Origin of the sequence: Pseudomonas sp. 20P_3.2_Bac5 (assembly GCF_025466035.1) — a bacterium.
In the GTDB taxonomy this organism is placed as follows: Bacteria; Pseudomonadota; Gammaproteobacteria; order Pseudomonadales; family Pseudomonadaceae; genus Aquipseudomonas.
In genome coordinates, this window is record NZ_JANLOA010000050.1 from 1 (window position 1) to 16538 (window position 16538).

A 16538-nucleotide genomic window follows, 5' to 3' on the forward strand; every position below is an offset into this window, starting at 1 on the left:
GAACAGGCGCTCGTCCGGCGCCGAGGTGCCATCCCAGTCGGCGACGGCCTGCGCCGTGGCCGGCAGGGCCTGGGGCAGTTCGTTGTCGGCGACGGCACGCCACAGCAGCGTGCCGATGGGGCCGACGAACGTCAGCAGCAGAAACACCACCAGCGGCGCCAGCAGACCGTAGGCCCGCCACAGGGCGGCGCGGTCCTTGCGCGCGACCACGGGCGGGGCGGTGTCGAGGGCGATTGCACTCATGTCGAATCCTCGATCGGGATCAGCGAGCGGACCAGGCGGTCCACTTGGCGTTCAGTTCGTCGATGCGGTCCACCCAGAACCCGTCATTGAGCACCAGCACATTGGCGCTGTTCTGCGGTGCGCTGGGCGAGTCGACCATGGCGGCGGGGTCGGTGTCGGCGATGCCCCGGACCGAGGTGATACCGGTGGGCTGCAGCGCCGGCCAGGCTTTCTGGTGCTCGCCTTTACCCATCACGTCGAGCAGTGCGTAGGCCTGGTCGACATTGGGCGAGTTGGCCAGGATGACCCAGCTATCCATGGTCTGCAGCGACTGGTTCCAGACCAGCCCGAACGGCTTGTGGTCCTGGCGGATGGCGTTGGTCACCCGGCCGTTGTACGAGGTGGTCATGGCAACTTCGCCCGAGGCAAGCAACTGCATGGGCTGGCCGCCGGCTTTCCAGAACAGCAATTGGCCCTTGAGGCTGTCGAGTTTCTTGAAGGCGCGCTCCACGCCGCCCGGCGTATTGAGGGTTTTGTAGACGTCGGCGGGGGCGACGCCGTCGGCCATCAGGGCGATTTCCAGGTTGCCCTTGGGGCCCTGGCGCAGGGCGCGCTTGCCGGGGAAGGTCTTGGTGTCGAAGAAATCGGCCCAGCCGCTGGGGGCGCGGGAAACCTTGCTGGTGTCGTAGCCGAGGACGAAGTTGTAGACCGCGTTGCCGACCCCGCACTCGCTCACCGCGCTGGGAATGTAGTTGTCCTTGCCGCCGATGCGCGTGTAGTCCAGCGCGACGAACAGCCCTTCGCCGCAGCCCAGTTGCAGGTCTTCGGCCTCGACCTGCACCAGGTCCCAGCCGCTGTCGGCGCCCTCGGCGCGAGTGCGCAGCAGGCCGATGCCGCCTTCCCAACTGTCTTCCACCACCTTGCTGCCGCTGGCCTGGCTGTAGGGCTGGAAGAAGATTTTGCGTTGTACATCCTGATAGGCGCCGCCCCAGGAGGCGACGGTCAGGTCACGGGCTTGCACAGTGCCGGCGAGCAGCGCCAGCCCGCACAGTGCAAGGGTAAAGCCGCGGACGGTACGGGGTGTGTTCATGATGTGACTCCCAGCCTTTTGGAATGATTGTTCGTTGGCAGTGAAAGAGAAACTCATCGTCTCGATGCGCTTGTTTTTATGATTTGGCGTTAACGCAGGATCATCGCCTGAGACGAGGGCAGGGCCAGTGCGACCTTCTCGCCGGGCAGCGGCGCGGCGCGCCCGAGGCTGCCGGGGTTGTAGGTCATCGCCAGCTCCGTGCCGCGGTCCATGCGCAGGCGCAACTTGCAGTGCGCGCCGTGGAAGATGCTGTCGATCACGAACGCGCTGATCGCCGGCTCTCCCGGCGCCGCCAGACGCAGGTTTTCCGGGCGGATGGCCAGCGCGGCGCCGTCACCGACGGCCAGGTGCTCGTCGCTGCAATGGGCCTCGTGCAGGGTGCCGCTTTCTTCGAGGCGTATCTGGGCCTGACTGCCGGAGCGGGACACCAGCGTGCCCTCGAGCAGGTTGGTCTCGCCCAGGAAGTTGGCGACGAAGCGGGTCGCCGGGCGGCTATAGAGCGTCTCGGGGCGGTCGATCTGGGCGATCTTGCCTTCGTTGAACACCGCCACCCGGTCGGACAGGGTCATCGCTTCGTCCTGGTCGTGGGTGACGTAGACGAAGGTGATACCCAACTGTTTATGGATGGCCTTGAGCTCCAGTTGCATGTGCTCGCGCAGGGCTTTGTCGAGTGCGCCCAAGGGTTCGTCCATCAGCAGGATTCGCGGGCGATAAACCAGGGCGCGGGCCAGCGCCACGCGCTGTTGCTGGCCGCCGGACAACTGGCCGGGGCGGCGGTCCTCGAACCCTTCGAGGCGCGCCAGGGCCAGGGCCTCCTGGACCCGGCTGCGGCATTCGGCGGCGGACACCTTGCGCAGGTTCAGCGGGAAGGCGACGTTCTGCGCCACGCTCATGTGCGGGAACAGCGCGTAGCTCTGGAACACCACGCCCATGTCGCGCTTGTAGGCCGGCAGCTTGCTGATGTCGTTGCCGTCCATGAGGATGCGCCCGCGGTCCGGGGCGTCGAAACCGGCGAGCATCATCAGTGTGGTGGTCTTGCCCGAACCACTGGGGCCGAGCAGGGACAGGAACTCGCCCTGGCGGATGTCCAGGTGCAGGTCGTTGACCACCCAGGAACGCTCGTCGTAGGTCTTGTGCACTTGTTCGAAGCGCACCAGCACCGGTGCGTTGGCGGTATCGGATTCAACGGTGGGTGGCGGGGGCATATCGGCCTTGGGCAATGGACGAAGGGTCTGGAGATTCATGGACGAATACCTGCCAGCACTTCGTCCAGCGCCTGGGACAGCGCTTTGAGAATAGTCTGGATCTGATCGGCATCGACGATCAGCGGCGGTGCCATGACCAGGGTGTCGCCCAATGCCCGCAGGAGGATGCCGTTGCGTTGCAGGACGTTGCTCACCTGCTGGGCGATTTTCAGCGTCGGCGCGAAAGGCTGGCGGGTGTCCTTGTCGGCGACGAATTCCAGCGCCGCCATCAGGCCGATGCCGCGGGCCTCGCCCACCAGCGGATGACTGGCCAGCGCCTGGATGCCGGCCTGGAACGCCGGGGCGACTTCGCGAACGTGGGCGACGATATCCAGCTCGTCATATAAACGCAGGGTTTCCAGCGCCACCGCCGCCGCCACCGGGTGACCGCCGTAGGTGTAGCCGTGGCCGAGGCCGCCGAGTGCCTGGCTCTGGTCGGCGATCACCTGATAGATGCGGTCGCTGATCAGCAGCGCGGAAATCGGTTGGAACGCGGCGGACAGCCCCTTGGCGCAGGTCAGCATGTCCGGCTCGATGCCCATGGCCTGGCAACCCCAGTAATGGCCGGTGCGACCGAAGCCGCAGATCACTTCGTCGGCGACCATCAGAATGTCGTATTTGCGCAGCACCGCCTGGACCTTGGCGAAGTAACCCGCGGGCGGCAGGATGACGCCGCCGGTGCCCATCACCGGCTCGGCGAAGAAGGCGCCGATGGTGTCCGGGCCGGCGTCGAGAATGCTCTGTTCCAGTTCCTCGGCCAGGCGCGTGGCGAAGGCTTCTTCGCTTTCGCCGGGCAGGCCTTGGCGATACAGGTGTGGGCAACGGACATGGATCACATCGGCCAGCGGCTCGCCCCAGCCGGTGTGCATGTTTGGCAGGCCGGTCAGGCTGGCGGCGGCGAGGGTGGTGCCGTGGTAGCTGCGCTGACGGGCGATCAGGCGGGTCTTGCCGGGTTTGCCGATCGCCGTGTGGTAGTAGCGCACGAACTTGATCGCGGTATCGACGGCTTCGGAGCCGGAGCTCTGGAACACCACCTTGTTCAGGCCGGCGGGTGCGCGTTCGGCCAGCGCTTGCGCCAGATCGGCGGCCGGGCCGTGGCTGCGGTGGGCGAAGGTCTGTTGATAAGGCAGCTTGAGCAACTGCTCGTAACCCGCCTGCGCCAGGCGCGGCTGGCTGAAGCCCAGCGTTGCGCACCACAGGCCCGACATCCCCTCGATAAAACGCTGGCCGTGTTCATCGAACACATAAATCCCCTCGCCACGTTCCATCACCAGCGGGCCCACCTGTTCGTGCAGGCGAAGGTTGGTCTGGGGGTGGAGATGGTGGGCGATATCTCGTTGGGCCAGAGCCGAACCGCGAGCAGTCATGACGTCATCCTCTTGTTGAGCTGTATGCGTATGCGTTACGTGGTTCCATTTTTACGAGCATTTTTTGATTGCGTCAAATGTTTTGTGTTTCGCACAGAGGAACGTTGTTTCTCTATTTGTATTCGGCTTGTATGTCTTGAGAGTTGCAGTGTGCTCAAGATCGAGCGCCGTCCGCACGGCGCATCGCGAGCAAGCTCGCTCCTGCATTGGTTGCAACGTGCCATGGCCTGTGGGATTCGGGTTGCCAGCCTTTGGGCGTTTGATGATCCATCGCGTGAAAGCGGTTGGGATTGACTTGATACTGCGTCCTACAGGCAAGCCGGGCAACTATGGCCTGGCAGACATATGCGCGTTGCAACCGATGGAGGAGCGAGCTTGCTCGCGATGCGCCGCGCGGGCGGCGCTCGATTTCAAGAGCGCTTGAAAACCGCCGGCTAGCACTTGTTCGCCATTCCCCAATCCCCAACTCGCTACCCTTGCCGAGCAAATCTGTAAGCGCAAGAAACTACAAAACCCAAACCTGCAAGAACCAAGCCTTTTCATAAAGGCGTTTCGCCTGTGCGAACAGAGGCTTTATCTCCTTACCGCGAGCAGCTACTCTCTGGCACTTGAACCAGGCAGCAAGGATCTTCGATGAGCGAAGAAGCGAAACAAGGTGGCGTCAGGTCGGTGCAATTGGCCCTCGACGTGCTCGAACGGGTGGCGGGAGCCGATGGTGAAATCGGCGTCAGCGAGCTGGCGGTGCAATTGGGGACCACCAAGGGCTCGGTGTTCCGTCACCTGAAAACCCTGGTCGATCGCGGCTACCTGAGCCAGAACCCGCAGAACTCACGGTATCGGCTGGGCATCCAGGCCTATGTGCTGGGCCGGGTGGCGGCGAGCGGGGTCGATGTGCTCAGCGCCTCCGCCGACGCCATTCGCGACCTGCGCGATGAGCTCGGCCTGTCGGTGGTGTTGTCGGTACTGCAGGGGCGGCGCTTGATGGTGGTGGAAACCCAGTTGGGCAAGTCCACGCTGGAAATTGGCGTGCGCCACGGCACCGAGTTGCAGTTGCATTGCAACGCCCAGGGCAAGGTCGCGCTGGCCTTTGCCCGGCAATTGAAGGTCGAGCAGCTTGCCGGGCAATTAGCGGCGGTCACGCCGTTCACCATCACCGACCTGGCGACCCTGACGCAGCAGGTGGAGCAGACTCGCAGCCAAGGCTGGGCGGCGGCGATCGAGGAAGAAACCCAGGGCATCTCGGCCATCGCCGCGCCGATCATGGGCATCAATGGTGAACTGATCGGCACCCTCGCGCTGGTGGCGACGGTGCAGGACATCCACCGCGAGATCGATCCCGAACAGGTTCGCGCCCTGAAGAAAGCCGCGCTGCGCACGTCCTGGAACATGGGCTTCAAGGGCGAGTTCTGATTTCCGCCGCGCGACGACGGGTGCTTGCATAAGCGCGACGCTCGAAATACTGTATGGATATTCAGTATTTCGAGAGCCGGCCCATGCAACTCATCGCCAAGCTCGGCATCCTCGCCGACGCCGCCAAGTACGACGCCTCCTGCGCCAGCAGCGGCGCGCCCAAGCGCAGTTCGAAGGGCCGCGACGGGCTCGGCGCCACCAACGGCATGGGCATCTGCCACAGCTACACCCCCGACGGGCGCTGCGTTTCGCTGCTCAAGGTGCTGCTCACCAACTTCTGTCTCTACGACTGCCAGTACTGCATCAACCGCCGTTCCAGCAATGTGCCGCGGGCGCGTTTCACGCCCGAGGAAGTGGTGCGCCTGACCCTGGATTTCTACCGGCGCAACTGCGTCAGCGGGCTGTTCCTCAGCTCCGGCATCATCCGCTCGGCGGACTACACCATGGAGCAACTGGTGCGGGTGGCGCGGCTGCTGCGGGATGAGCACCAGTTCCGCGGCTACATCCACCTCAAGACCATCCCCGACGCCGACCCGCTGTTGATCGAGGAAGCCGGGCGCCTGGCCGACCGCCTCAGCGTCAATATCGAATTGCCCAGCGACGCCAGCCTCAAGCGTTTGGCCCCGGAAAAGCAGGTCAGCACCATCCGCCAGGCCATGGGCACCATTCACCGAGGCCAGCAAGCCGTGGCCGGCGAGGCGAGGGCGCCACGCTTTACCCCGGCGGGGCAGAGCACCCAGATGATCGTCGGCGCCGACGCCTCGGACGACCGCACCATCCTGTGCAACGCCGAGTCGCTGTACCAGGGCTATGGCCTCAGGCGCGTCTATTACTCGGCGTTCAGCCCGATCCCCGACAGCCCCGACAGCGTGCCGCTGGCCGCGCCACCGCTGTTGCGCGAGCACCGGCTGTACCAGGCCGACTTCCTCATGCGCGGCTACGGCTACAAAGCCGGCGAACTGCTCAGCGAGTCGAGCAACCTGGCCTTGGACATCGACCCCAAGCTGGCCTGGGCCCTGTCCAACCGCGAGGTGTTCCCGGTGGACATCAACCGCGCCGAGCCGGCCTTGCTGGCGCGCATCCCCGGCATCGGCCTGCGCAGCGTGCAGCGGCTGGTGGCCCTGCGGCGCGAGCGGCGGGTGCGCTACGACGACCTGATCCAGTTGCGCTGCGTGCTCGACAAGGCCCGACCCTTCATCGTCACCAGCGACTACCGCCCGGCGCTGGCGGAGATGCGCAGCGGCCTGCTGCGCGCCCGCCTGCGTGAGCCGCAAGCACCGGTGCAAATGGGGCTGTGGGGATGATCGCGCTGGAGTGCGACGACCACTTCGACACCTGGCGCGAGCAGGCGCGCAAGCTGCTCGGCCATGGCATCGACCCGGCCGAGGTGACCTGGAGCCAGGGCCCGATGCAGGACCTGCTGGCCACTCCCGAGGCGCTGCCGGCCGGGGCAGGACCGTTTCGGGCGCGGGTGCCGGCGGAATTGCTGGCGCACCTGCAACTGGCGGCCCGCTACCAGGGCGAGCAACGCTGGAGCCTGCTGTATGAAGTGCTCTGGCGCGTGGCCCATGGCGATCGCACCGCGATGCTGGCCGGCGACCGCCTGGGCAGCGAGCTGCAGCGGCGGATCAAGCAGGTCACCCGCGAAGCCCATCACCTGCACGCGTTCGTGCGTTTCGTCCCGCTTCCCGACGCCCTGGCCGAGCACTTGCAACTGGACCTGGTGGCCTGGCATGAGCCGGCCCATGACATCCTCGAAAGCGCCAGTGACCACTTCGCTGACCGCCTGGGCCGCCAGCGCTGGCTGATCGCGACGCCACGGGACGGCATCCGCTTCGATGGCGAGACGCTGGACTATCGCCGCCAGTGTCCCGAGGACTGGCGCCAGTGGGCGCAGCATGCCGAAGACCCCGACGCCGAACTGTGGCGCACGTACTACCGACACACCTTCAACCCGGCCCGGGTCAATCCCGATGCCCTGCGCCAGCACATGCCCGGACGCTTCTGGCGCAACCTGCCGGAAGGTGACCTGATTCCCCGGCTGGTGGGCCAGGCGCGGCAGGGCAAGCAGCGTGACGGCCAGGCGCAGGAGGTGGCGGTGCAGGGTGGCAAGCGGATTGCCCGCGGGGTCGCCGTGGCTCAACCGACTCCTGGCAGCAGGTAATCCCCATGCACAAGGCCGATCGTCTGTTTCAACTGGTGAACCTCATCGGTGTTCACCAACCCATCACCGCCGAACGCCTCGCCGAGCACCTCGGGGTGTCGGCCCGCTCGATCTACCGCTATATCGACGAGTTGTCCCTGAGTGGCGTCCCCGTCTACGGCACCACCGGTGTCGGCTACGCCCTGGCGGCCGATGTCGAGCTGCCGCCGCTGCACCTCAGTCGCATCGAACTGGACGCCCTGGCCCTCGGCATGCAACTGCTCGCGACCTCCGCCGACCCGGAAATGGCCGGCGTGGCGCGGATGTTGTTGAGCAAGGTCTCGGCGACACTGCCCGCGTGACCGCGCCGGCCGTTCCGGACCTTGCCCGCGAGCCCGATGCATGGCGTACAGGCTTAATCGCCAGCCAGGCCTTCGCGATTGGTCAATTCCTCTATGAGGTTGCGCTCATCCTGCTGGAGCTGCGCTTCCAGCACCTGGATCCGCTCGCTCGAACGCTGCGCCTCGTCGTCCGGATACAAGTCGAGCAGCTCCAGCACCTGCGCCTCGAACGCTTCCTTGAGCGCTTTGAAGCGCTCGGCATAGACCTCGCGCAGGTACGCAACCCAAAAGTCCCGCTGCGCGGCGTAGGCCAGAAATGGCTGCCCTCTCTCGCCCTCCAGGACTCTGTCCAGGACCCGGCTCAGCTCTGCCTGTCGAACACTGGCCGCGGCGCGGTAAAGCATCCGCCCGGGTGGCAGCGGCAGGTTAAGTTCCTCAGCCCAGTGCAAGCGATAGGCCAGGCGCACCTCTGCTTCATCCCGGGCACCGGCCTCCTCGCGGGCAATCGTGTCCAGCTCCTGCAAGCGGTACAGGCGCCGGGTCAGTCGATACAGCGTCGGGCCGCGCTGGTGCTCCGGCACCTCCAGCAATGACTGGCGGGTAAAGACCTGGATTTCCATCTGGTTGAATTCCAGGCGGATACCGTCGGGGCAGGTGTCATAGCTCCTGAGTTGGCGCAGGGGTTCTTGCGCCATGCCATTGAGGGTCAGGCGCAGTTCGACATCCTGAACCGTGGCATCGAGGACTCGCCACACACGTGCGATCAGTTCTGACCGCGTGCTGTTGCTGCGATAGTCGGCGGTGTGCCGTAGACGTCCGATCATCTGCACCAGATCGGTGGCATCACCGGCGTGGTCGAGCTGCTGCCATGTGGCACGGCGCATTTCGTTTTCGTCCACGTTGTCGGTTAGCCAGTAACTGACCGAATGTTCTTCCTCTTCGGAGCTCACTCCAGTGCTGTGGGTGTGCGCCGGGCTTGCGACAAACTCGTCCGAGTCCGACGAGTGCGACTCGGCGTGGAGTTGCCGGACGTCTTCGGGGAAATCCATTTCGAACAAGAAGGGCCGGTTATCTGCGATCGAGACATAGGCGCGGCGCCGGGTGTCGTAGGTCAAAGGGTTGTTGAACAGCGAGATTTCGGTGAAGGCGTGGGGGTTGCGATGATTGTCCAGTAAGTAGTCAGGCAGCTCGGTGAGCAGGTTGTTATCCAGACTGAGGAAATCCACCCGCCCCGGAAGCAGCGCGTCGAGCCATGCCGGCCAGGTTTCGATGTGCATCGCGTTCAGGCTCAGCAGGTTGAATTCTCGACCGGTGAAGCCCGACACGCTGGTGATCGTGCCCAGTCTATTGCCGTCGAGCTCAAGCGATGCGAGCTGGGGCAACTCGGTGAGCATCGCCATCATCGCCTGGTCGACGCGTAGACCGAGGTGGGTCAAGGCCAGGCTGGTCAGGCTCTGCATTGCTCGCAGTGCGCCAGGCAGTTCGGTCATCTGTTGCTCATAACCACTGATGGCGAGCCGTTCCACATGCGGAAAACTCAGAAGAAAGCGATTCAGCGCTTCAGGTGTGCCTCTTGGGCGCAGCAGTTCCATGAGACGTACACGTTGATAGAAAAAACCCGGCAAGCGTTGCGGAAAGTCATCGAGCTCGAGTGAATCCAGTTCCAGCAGAGGCGCGTAGTTGCTTTGCATGGTCTCTCGCCAGAAATCCATGATGGTCTCGGTTATCCCTTGACGCGCGGCAATCTGCTGCTCGGTCAGCGGCTGCGCGGAGCTTGAGGTTTCGCGCCACATATCCAGGGCCTCGCTCAGCAGCGCGCGCCCGTGCAAGTGCATGTTCAGTTCGGCGTGGACCGTCTCGGGAATATCCAGGTCGAAGCTGAAACGACTGCCACGGCCCTCGCCCAATCGAGCACTGAGAATCTCCTGGCGTGAAAACAGATTGCCGCGCAGGAAGATGCGGGTTTGATGCGACGCATTGGCTTCGTTTTGCAGGATATGCCTGGGTAATTCGACAAGGTGGTTGTCGACCAGTGACAGCATACTGATTCGGCTTAGCATCTGGCGGTCGAGCCATTGTGGCCAGCGCGTCATGCCAACGCGGTCCAGCGCCAGGGAGTTCAGGTTCATGCCCAGGAAATTTGGGCTCAGGCCCGGGACGTAGGTGAGCGGCGCATCGACGAGCAAATTGCCGCTGAGGTCCAGGTGCTCCAGTTCGCGCAAGTCACTCAGCGCCTGCAGCGCATGCTGGTTCAGGCTCAGTTGCAGGTCATTCAGATGCAGGCGCCGGAGGTGCGGGTAACTCATCGCCACGACCCGGGGCAGGGACTCCACTGGCCAGCCGATACTGTGGCGAATTTCCAGGGACCGAACCCTGCCGAAGCGCTGCAGGAACTGCGGCAACATTTCTTCGTACCTGAGCAGGCCGTCCGGCTCGGTGATCAGCCTCGGCCCCTCCACGGTAAAGTCCCGTAGCACCAACCCTTGTACGCGGTCGTAAACGAACTGCGGTAATTGATCGGGAAAGTCCGCTATCGATATCGACGCCAGCCACAACGGCTGGCGGGTTCGCCCGATCTCCGGGAGGTTGTTGCCTCGCCAATGCGTCCACAACGCCTCGACAATGCGCTCCCGGCTCCTGGCTCGCGAGCCCGGCTCACGGGTGGACGCGAGGTTCTGCCACCACTGCGTCATGCTGTGATGCAGCGCCCGTTGCTCATCGAGCAGTTGGTCCAGGCGCTCGCTGATGGCTGCCCGGCCAAGGCCGGTGCTGTAGAGCTCGCGGAGGATGTCCTCGGCAAAGGCGTCGAGGAAGGCGAGCTGACGAATCTTGTCCAGCAGGGTCTCTTCGCTGATATAGCCCGCCAGGGCGCCGCGGCCGCTCAGCGGGTAGCCGAGACGGCCATCGGCAAGGCGCATCGGTGAACGGGCGCCGGGCTGGCCCGGCTGCATCTGCAACACCTGTCGTGCCCGCTGCCGGGGGATCGGTGGCTGCGCCTGGAGGTGGTGACGGAAAGCCATCTTGCTGGCCGATACGAGGCCGAGGGCTTCACGTTGCGTCAGGGGGAGAGCGTCGAGAACCGCGGCAAACAGATCATCAGGAGGCGCTTCGGCCGGCATACCGTCGGGGCTGACGGCCTGATAGCCCTCGTCGCCCTTGAGCAGCACCCGGCAAATCGGTGCGTCCGATGGGCCCACCTGGTCGAGCAACGGGCCGTCGAAGGCGCCCGAACGGACTTCAAGACGAACCTCTGGCGACCACCCCGGCAGGTTTTCAAGACTGTGCAGCACCAGCCTGTCGCTGTCGGCGGTGTTTGCCGAGTCCAGGTACAACCCTTCGTAGGCCCGCGCCAGACGCACTTTCTGCTGATAGACCCGGGCCTCTTCGGCCAGTCGCAGCGCGACCTTGTGCTCATTCCTCAATTGCGTCAGCTCACTTGGCTCGGCATGCGCCAGCAGCTCCTCGGCCACGGCCGCGGGCAACCCGGTGAACGTTTCCATCAGCAAGCGCGCTTCGCCCGACACGCCCGCTTGCAGTACGTCATACCAGGCAGCGAACAACGCCGCCCGCCCCGTGGAACTCAAATCGCTGCCGACCGAACTCAGCTCCTTCTCGAGCCGCACGCGCTCCAGTGCATCGATGAGCAGGGCCGGTGGCCGTTCACTGTCGGCCAGGGCACGACGCAGTTGCGCCGGGTAGGTATCGCTGGCGAAGAGAATGCGGTGGGCGGTCTGTTCCGACAGCCCGTCCGCCAACGGCCCCAATCGCTGAAACAGGGTCAGGCCTTCCCATTCCAGCGGCCGGTCCACCTCATGCAACCAGGCGCCGGCGCCGTTGCTGCGCAAGGTCGGCTGATACGCGTTGCTCCGGTCCGGGTGCTCCAGCAAATGCGCGGATCCCTCCGCGTTGGATGTGACGCGGAAGGTGCTTCCATCCAGGGGTAGCCATTGCTTGCCGAGGTGGTTATAGAGCCCGAGCGCATTGGGTTTGAGCCCCGCGGGCAGGACGATGTCGTGGGCGAAGGGACGCAGGTCGGGTTTCCACAGCCGGTGGCGACCGTCTCCCAGGCGCACCGCCCGCATTTCCTCGACTGCCACGGGCATCTCCAGCGCGGGCACCCCGGCCCCGGCCGCCGTGCCCGCGAGAGCGCCGAGTGCGGCAATCTGGGCCAGGTTCTCGACCACATCCATCAGGTAACTCCACGCCTGCTCGCGATCACCCTGGCTCAGGCTGTAGAACCCCTCATAGACTTCATGCGCCAGTTGCGCGGCGGTGACAGCCATCATCACCCAACCCAATCCCGGCAGCACAAAGGCGGCGACATTAAGCACATCAAAGCCCACTTCGGCGAAGTAGCGCAGCCGTCCTTCGCGGGTCTTCTGGTCTTCGTTCGCGGTCGGAACCGCATGGAACAGCGCATCGTCCCTGAGCACGGCGATTTTCTGTTTGACGATGCCCGTGACCAGATCGCCAGAAAACAACCGGGTCCCGAGGTCAAGGCGGGCATCGCTGTCCTGGCGTTCCTCGTAGAACCCGCCACTGTTCCAGACCTTTGGGTAGAAGGCCGAGCGGATCTTGCCGAACACTTCATTGCGATGCCGCGCGGGGACGAAACGCTCGAAAAACTTCAGGTACTGCGGCTGTAGCAGCTTGTCTTGCAGGGCTTCCTGAAACTGCTTGAACGACGCGTACTCCTTGAGCGGGTAGAAGGGGTCATCCGGTATGTAGACGAGGATGGCTTTCTTGCAGACATCACGGACCCAGTCCGGTTGGCCAAGTACTCGCTGAAACTGCCGCCCGCACTCAACTGCGATCACGATTCCGGTCAGTTCGGTGTTCCACATCTTCAGAAAACTGCAGCGCAGCGAGGTGCCCATCGCGTCGGTTTCAATTCGAGACACGTGCATCAATAACCGGTGGTATATCGTCTGCCCGATATCACTTTTCAGGTACGCCGTGTGCGCCTGAAGCATCAGCGCGGACGTTTCGAAGCGCTCGAAGGCATGGTGTTTTTTACCGGCATCGGCGTTATCAAGTACCGAATCAATCAACTTCTGGTATTGCCCGCCGAGGTCCAGGGTGCGACAGAGTGCGGCGAACGCCTCGGGCTCGATCGCGACAGGCGTACGCTGTTCTGTCGTGGCGTCCTTGGCGTAAAGGCTCGATTTCAGCCTGGACTGCTGCATGCCGCCAGGCTCGGCTTCCCAGGCTTCGAAGTTTTGCAGCGCGGCGCGCAGCAGATCCTGGGTCGCGCCCCGCATCGCCTTGAAAGTCTCGACGAGCGGGTCCCTGGAGATAGCCACGAACGAGTCATCGACCTGCACGCGGCCGGCGTGAAACAGCCAGGTCGTGCGCGCATCGAGGTGCAGGCCGAACTGTTTCTGGATCGCGGCATTGAGCAAGGGTTCGGCGAACGCCTCAATGTCGGGAATCCGCGCCAGCAGCGTTGTGAGCGCGCCCTCGGCATGGCGATGTTCCACATAGGTCTGCTGCAACAGCCTGGCAATTTGCGGCTGATCGGTCATGGCTTTCACAAACCAGGACGCCGCCCCAGGCCCCGCTGCACGCACGGCTCGGTGTACGTCACGAGGGGCTTTTGCCAGCCAGGGCGGAACAATGCTTTTGACCACGTCGTAATGCGTAGGTCCCGCCACCGGGCTTCCGCCCGGCGCGGTGATGGAGTCGATCGGGTTCGACATAGGGGCTGCCTCGATGAATCACTGGGCAAACGAGCCTAGCGACAACGATCGGGCAAGAAGGAATACAAGGGTATTGCGCCCGCCCGCTCAGGCCTTGTCTGCCTGGCGATGGCGGGCGTAGATGACCGAACCGCCTGTTCCCGTGGTTGTCCGGGTCTGCAGTTCGAAATGCTCGGGGTGGCCCTTGATCAGGTCGCTGAGTTTCTTGTAGCCGTGGGTGCGCGGGTCGAAGTCGGGTCGCAGCTTGCTGATGTTGGTGCCCAGCGCGCCCAGTTGAATCCAGCCGTCTTCGTCGGCGATGTCATCCAGGATCTTCGCGATGAAGCCCACCGGGGCCTTGGGTGGTTTGCGGGCGGTGGGTTTGCTGTCGTTTTTCGGTGCTTCCGGGGTCGGCACCGCTTCCGGCTCGGGGCGGCTGTTGCCATTGCCCGGCGTGCCGGGAACGCCCTCGTGCAGCAGTTCCGTGTAGATGAACTTGTCGCAGGCAACCACGAACGGCTTCGGCGTTTTTTCCTCGCCGAAGCCGTAGACGGTCAGGCCTTCCTCGCGCAAGCGCGAGGCGAGCCGGGTGAAGTCGCTGTCGCTCGACACCAGGCAAAAACCGTCGAAACGCCGGGTGTACAACAGGTCCATCGCGTCGATGATCAACGAACTGTCCGTGGCGTTCTTGCCCTTGGTGTAGGCGAACTGCTGGATAGGCTGGATGGAGTGCTCAAGCAGCACCTTTTTCCAGCCGCCCAGTTGCGGGCCGGTCCAGTCGCCGTAGATACGCTTGACGTTGGCAATGCCGTATTTGGCAATTTCCTCGAACAGCCCCTGGACGATGCTCGCCGCGGCATTGTCGGCGTCGATCAGGACGGCCAGGCGCTTTTGCGTGTGGGAAGAGTGGGTGATGGCCATGGATCATCCTTGGGGCTGGTGGCAAGGGTGCCGGTAATTATGTGCGGGACAGCGACAGCAAACGTCTAGGACCAAAGCCTGGGCACGGAAGACACCAGCAGCGCGACCCCGGACGCCGTAAGCAGGCTCAGCACGATCTGTCGAAACTGTGCATCGCTGATGCCGAAATACAGGCGGGTGCCAAGGAAGCTGGGGATGAGCATGGCCGGGGCGACGATGGCGAACATGGGCCACATGTCGCGGGTCACGATCCCGGTGCCGAGGTAGGTGGCCATGGTCACCAGCAGCATCGACAGGTTGAAGTTCTGGATGATCGAGCGCTGGGTGTCGCGATCATAGCCGCGCAGTGTGCACCACAGCGTCGGCAGGGTGCCGGTGAAGCCGCCAAGGCCGCCCATGATGCCACCGGCGAAACCGACACCGCCGTTGGCCAGGCGACCGCCGAACGAGATGACCGGCAGCCGCCGGGCCATCAGCATCACCGGGCACCACACCACCAGCAGGGTGCCGAGAATCGCCTTGAACCAGTCCATGTTCAGTTGCGGCAGCAATGCAACGCCAAGCGGGATGCCCAGCAGGCCGCCGAGGACGAACGGCAGCAGTTGCTTGAAATCGAAGCCCCGGCGTACCGACACCGCCGCGACAATCTGGCCGAGCAGGGCGCCGAACACGGCCAGGGTGGCCGCCAGCCTTGGATCGAGCACCCAAGCCCAGAACGACATCGCCACCAGGCCGAAGGCAAACCCGGAGAGTCCCTGAACGAAGCCCGCGACCACCGCCCCCAGGGCAACCACCAGATAAATCGAATCCATGCCACTTCTCCTTGTAAGGGCACCAATATAGTGCATTTTCTTCACCGCCAAGATAAGCGTTGCTAGCAATTGGCCATGCAGTTAGATTGCCAAACGCTTGTGCGGCTGCTTTTGGCGCGCTGTGGTATCGGGGTGCGAATGGGCCGGCACTGTTGGGCATTGGATAGCCACATCAAGGACCGCGCAGTATGAAAACCTCGATCACCGGAAAGAACGTCATCAAGGAAATGAAGGATCTGGCGAAGGGGTACTTTGCCGAGTACGGCAACCCTTCCTGTGTCTGTGTCGGGGTGTCTGCGCTGGGCAGGACTGAATCCAGCGGCCGGGCGCGCGACGCTCAGGAGCGCAAGACCTTCGTCGGCATCAGCGGCGATACCGGGCGCAAGTTGCTACGCACCACGCTCAACGCTGAAGGACACGGCGGCGGCACCTTGAGCGCGGCCGACGTGACGGCCCGGCTCACCACCATGGCCAACCAGCATCTGGTGACCTACCGCAGCCGTCTCACTGGACCGGCGATCGTTTCCGCCGAAACCTGGGCCACCCACAACTGCGCGGAAGGCAACCTGGCCCTGTACCTGTTGATGAACGGGGTGCGGGCGAATGTGATCACCATCGCGTCCTACGAAATCATCGGCAATTCGGTGCAGTACAAGCCGCTGTGCAAACAGTGCCAGCAGTGGGTCCGCCAGCACTTCAAAGTGCTCGAGGATTTCGACGCGCACACCAAGGGCCGTTGAGTCCTTCGTTCAGACCATCACCCGTTCGATCACCACGCTCGGCATTAGCCGCGATGAATAGCGCGAATGCGAAATCAGTTTTTCTAATAACGAGTCTGGGAAATCCCCTCATGCGTGAAAGAAAGTCGGCGCGGTTGCTGGTTATCAGCCCGGGTCAGGAAGTGCTGCTATTCAGGTTCGTCCACACGGACGACGCCTTGGCGGGCAAGGATCACTGGGCCACGCCCGGTGGCGGACTGGAGCAGGACGAGAGCTTCCGGCAGGCGGCGATTCGTGAGTTGTTCGAGGAAACCGGCATCGAGGTCAGCGACGTTGGCGAGCCGGTGGGTGATCGGCGCTTCGTCATGCGCCTGCCCAGCGGCGAGGACGTGATTTCGGTGGAGCAGTATTTTGTCGTGCGGGCGTCTTCGCAGCAGTTGTCTCGCGCGGGCTGGACCGACCATGAGACGCGGGTGATGGCGGAGCATCACTGGTGGTCGGTGGAGGAGCTGCGCGCGACGCGGGCGACGGTTTATCCGGAACGGTTGCTGGAGATGCTGGCGCTGGCGAGCAAGGATTAGCGGGCCCATC

Annotated in this window: 12 protein-coding genes and 1 pseudogene; 6 read left to right on the forward strand and 7 right to left on the reverse strand. The window is 63.9% G+C overall.

Features of this window, described 5'->3' with window-relative positions; genetic code table 11:
• The 4 genes and pseudogenes from NTD88_RS08590 to NTD88_RS08605 all read right to left on the reverse strand — a co-directional run.
• Positions 1-243 (reverse strand): annotated as a pseudogene (locus NTD88_RS08590) (ABC transporter permease); the annotation flags it as partial.
• 19 nt (positions 244-262) lie between these two features.
• Positions 263-1312, reverse strand: coding sequence for an ABC transporter substrate-binding protein (locus NTD88_RS08595; protein ID WP_262127721.1), 1050 nt, complete (start codon positions 1310-1312; stop codon positions 263-265).
• 89 nt (positions 1313-1401) lie between these two features.
• Entirely contained in the window at positions 1402-2556 is a 1155-nt protein-coding gene (locus NTD88_RS08600; RefSeq protein ID WP_262155114.1) for an ABC transporter ATP-binding protein, read from the reverse strand.
• A complete protein-coding gene (locus NTD88_RS08605) occupies positions 2553-3923 on the reverse strand; it encodes an aminotransferase (RefSeq protein WP_262127719.1) in 1371 nt (456 codons plus the stop codon). Before NTD88_RS08605 ends, NTD88_RS08600 begins: the two co-directional genes overlap by 4 nt.
• Before the next feature lie 633 nt (positions 3924-4556).
• Between NTD88_RS08605 and NTD88_RS08610 the strand changes: the two genes are divergently transcribed.
• From NTD88_RS08610 to NTD88_RS08625, 4 genes are all read left to right on the forward strand, one after another.
• Positions 4557-5333, forward strand: coding sequence for an IclR family transcriptional regulator (locus NTD88_RS08610; protein ID WP_262155115.1), 777 nt, complete (start codon positions 4557-4559; stop codon positions 5331-5333).
• 83 nt (positions 5334-5416) lie between these two features.
• Positions 5417-6637 (forward strand): putative DNA modification/repair radical SAM protein, encoded by a 1221-nt coding sequence (locus tag NTD88_RS08615; RefSeq protein ID WP_262155116.1) that lies wholly within the window; start codon positions 5417-5419, stop codon positions 6635-6637.
• Positions 6634-7497: a TIGR03915 family putative DNA repair protein gene (locus NTD88_RS08620; protein WP_262155117.1), complete on the forward strand. Its 864-nt coding sequence runs from the start codon at positions 6634-6636 to the stop codon at positions 7495-7497. The genes NTD88_RS08615 and NTD88_RS08620 overlap by 4 nt, the downstream gene beginning before the upstream one ends.
• Before the next feature lie 5 nt (positions 7498-7502).
• Positions 7503-7838: a helix-turn-helix transcriptional regulator gene (locus NTD88_RS08625; RefSeq protein ID WP_262155118.1), complete on the forward strand. Its 336-nt coding sequence runs from the start codon at positions 7503-7505 to the stop codon at positions 7836-7838.
• A gap of 53 nt (positions 7839-7891) precedes the next feature.
• Here the strand turns inward: NTD88_RS08625 and NTD88_RS08630 are convergent, their stop codons facing one another.
• From NTD88_RS08630 to NTD88_RS08640, 3 genes are all read right to left on the reverse strand, one after another.
• On the reverse strand, positions 7892-13516 hold the full coding sequence (locus NTD88_RS08630) for an NEL-type E3 ubiquitin ligase domain-containing protein (RefSeq protein ID WP_262155119.1): 5625 nt from the start codon (positions 13514-13516) through the stop codon (positions 7892-7894).
• A gap of 87 nt (positions 13517-13603) precedes the next feature.
• The gene (locus NTD88_RS08635) at positions 13604-14416 is read right to left on the reverse strand and encodes an NYN domain-containing protein (RefSeq protein WP_262155120.1); all 813 of its coding nucleotides are present in this window, start codon (positions 14414-14416) and stop codon (positions 13604-13606) included.
• A 65-nt stretch (positions 14417-14481) separates the two neighbouring features.
• The gene (locus NTD88_RS08640; protein WP_262155121.1) at positions 14482-15228 is read right to left on the reverse strand and encodes a sulfite exporter TauE/SafE family protein; all 747 of its coding nucleotides are present in this window, start codon (positions 15226-15228) and stop codon (positions 14482-14484) included.
• 188 nt (positions 15229-15416) lie between these two features.
• Here NTD88_RS08640 and NTD88_RS08645 point away from each other — a divergent pair, with 188 nt between their 5' ends.
• Both NTD88_RS08645 and NTD88_RS08650 read left to right on the forward strand, forming a co-directional pair.
• Positions 15417-15968, forward strand: a complete 552-nt coding sequence (locus tag NTD88_RS08645; protein WP_095158823.1) for a hypothetical protein — start codon at positions 15417-15419, stop codon at positions 15966-15968.
• 110 nt (positions 15969-16078) lie between these two features.
• Complete coding sequence (locus NTD88_RS08650; RefSeq protein ID WP_262155122.1) at positions 16079-16528, forward strand: NUDIX hydrolase; 450 nt, start codon at positions 16079-16081, stop codon at positions 16526-16528.
• The last annotated feature ends 10 nt before the right edge of the window (positions 16529-16538 follow it).

What these genes read in the sequence shown, in the direction of transcription:
- NTD88_RS08595 (WP_262127721.1), bottom strand. Translation starts at nt 1,312, where the DNA reads ATGAACACACCCCGTACCGTCCGCGGCTTTACCCTTGCACTGTGCGGG.
- NTD88_RS08600 (WP_262155114.1), bottom strand. Translation starts at nt 2,556, where the DNA reads ATGAATCTCCAGACCCTTCGTCCATTGCCCAAGGCCGATATGCCCCCG.
- NTD88_RS08605 (WP_262127719.1), bottom strand. Translation starts at nt 3,923, where the DNA reads ATGACTGCTCGCGGTTCGGCTCTGGCCCAACGAGATATCGCCCACCAT.
- NTD88_RS08610 (WP_262155115.1), top strand. Translation starts at nt 4,557, where the DNA reads ATGAGCGAAGAAGCGAAACAAGGTGGCGTCAGGTCGGTGCAATTGGCC.
- NTD88_RS08615 (WP_262155116.1), top strand. Translation starts at nt 5,417, where the DNA reads ATGCAACTCATCGCCAAGCTCGGCATCCTCGCCGACGCCGCCAAGTAC.
- NTD88_RS08620 (WP_262155117.1), top strand. Translation starts at nt 6,634, where the DNA reads ATGATCGCGCTGGAGTGCGACGACCACTTCGACACCTGGCGCGAGCAG.
- NTD88_RS08625 (WP_262155118.1), top strand. Translation starts at nt 7,503, where the DNA reads ATGCACAAGGCCGATCGTCTGTTTCAACTGGTGAACCTCATCGGTGTT.
- NTD88_RS08630 (WP_262155119.1), bottom strand. Translation starts at nt 13,516, where the DNA reads ATGTCGAACCCGATCGACTCCATCACCGCGCCGGGCGGAAGCCCGGTG.
- NTD88_RS08635 (WP_262155120.1), bottom strand. Translation starts at nt 14,416, where the DNA reads ATGGCCATCACCCACTCTTCCCACACGCAAAAGCGCCTGGCCGTCCTG.
- NTD88_RS08640 (WP_262155121.1), bottom strand. Translation starts at nt 15,228, where the DNA reads ATGGATTCGATTTATCTGGTGGTTGCCCTGGGGGCGGTGGTCGCGGGC.
- NTD88_RS08645 (WP_095158823.1), top strand. Translation starts at nt 15,417, where the DNA reads ATGAAAACCTCGATCACCGGAAAGAACGTCATCAAGGAAATGAAGGAT.
- NTD88_RS08650 (WP_262155122.1), top strand. Translation starts at nt 16,079, where the DNA reads ATGCGTGAAAGAAAGTCGGCGCGGTTGCTGGTTATCAGCCCGGGTCAG.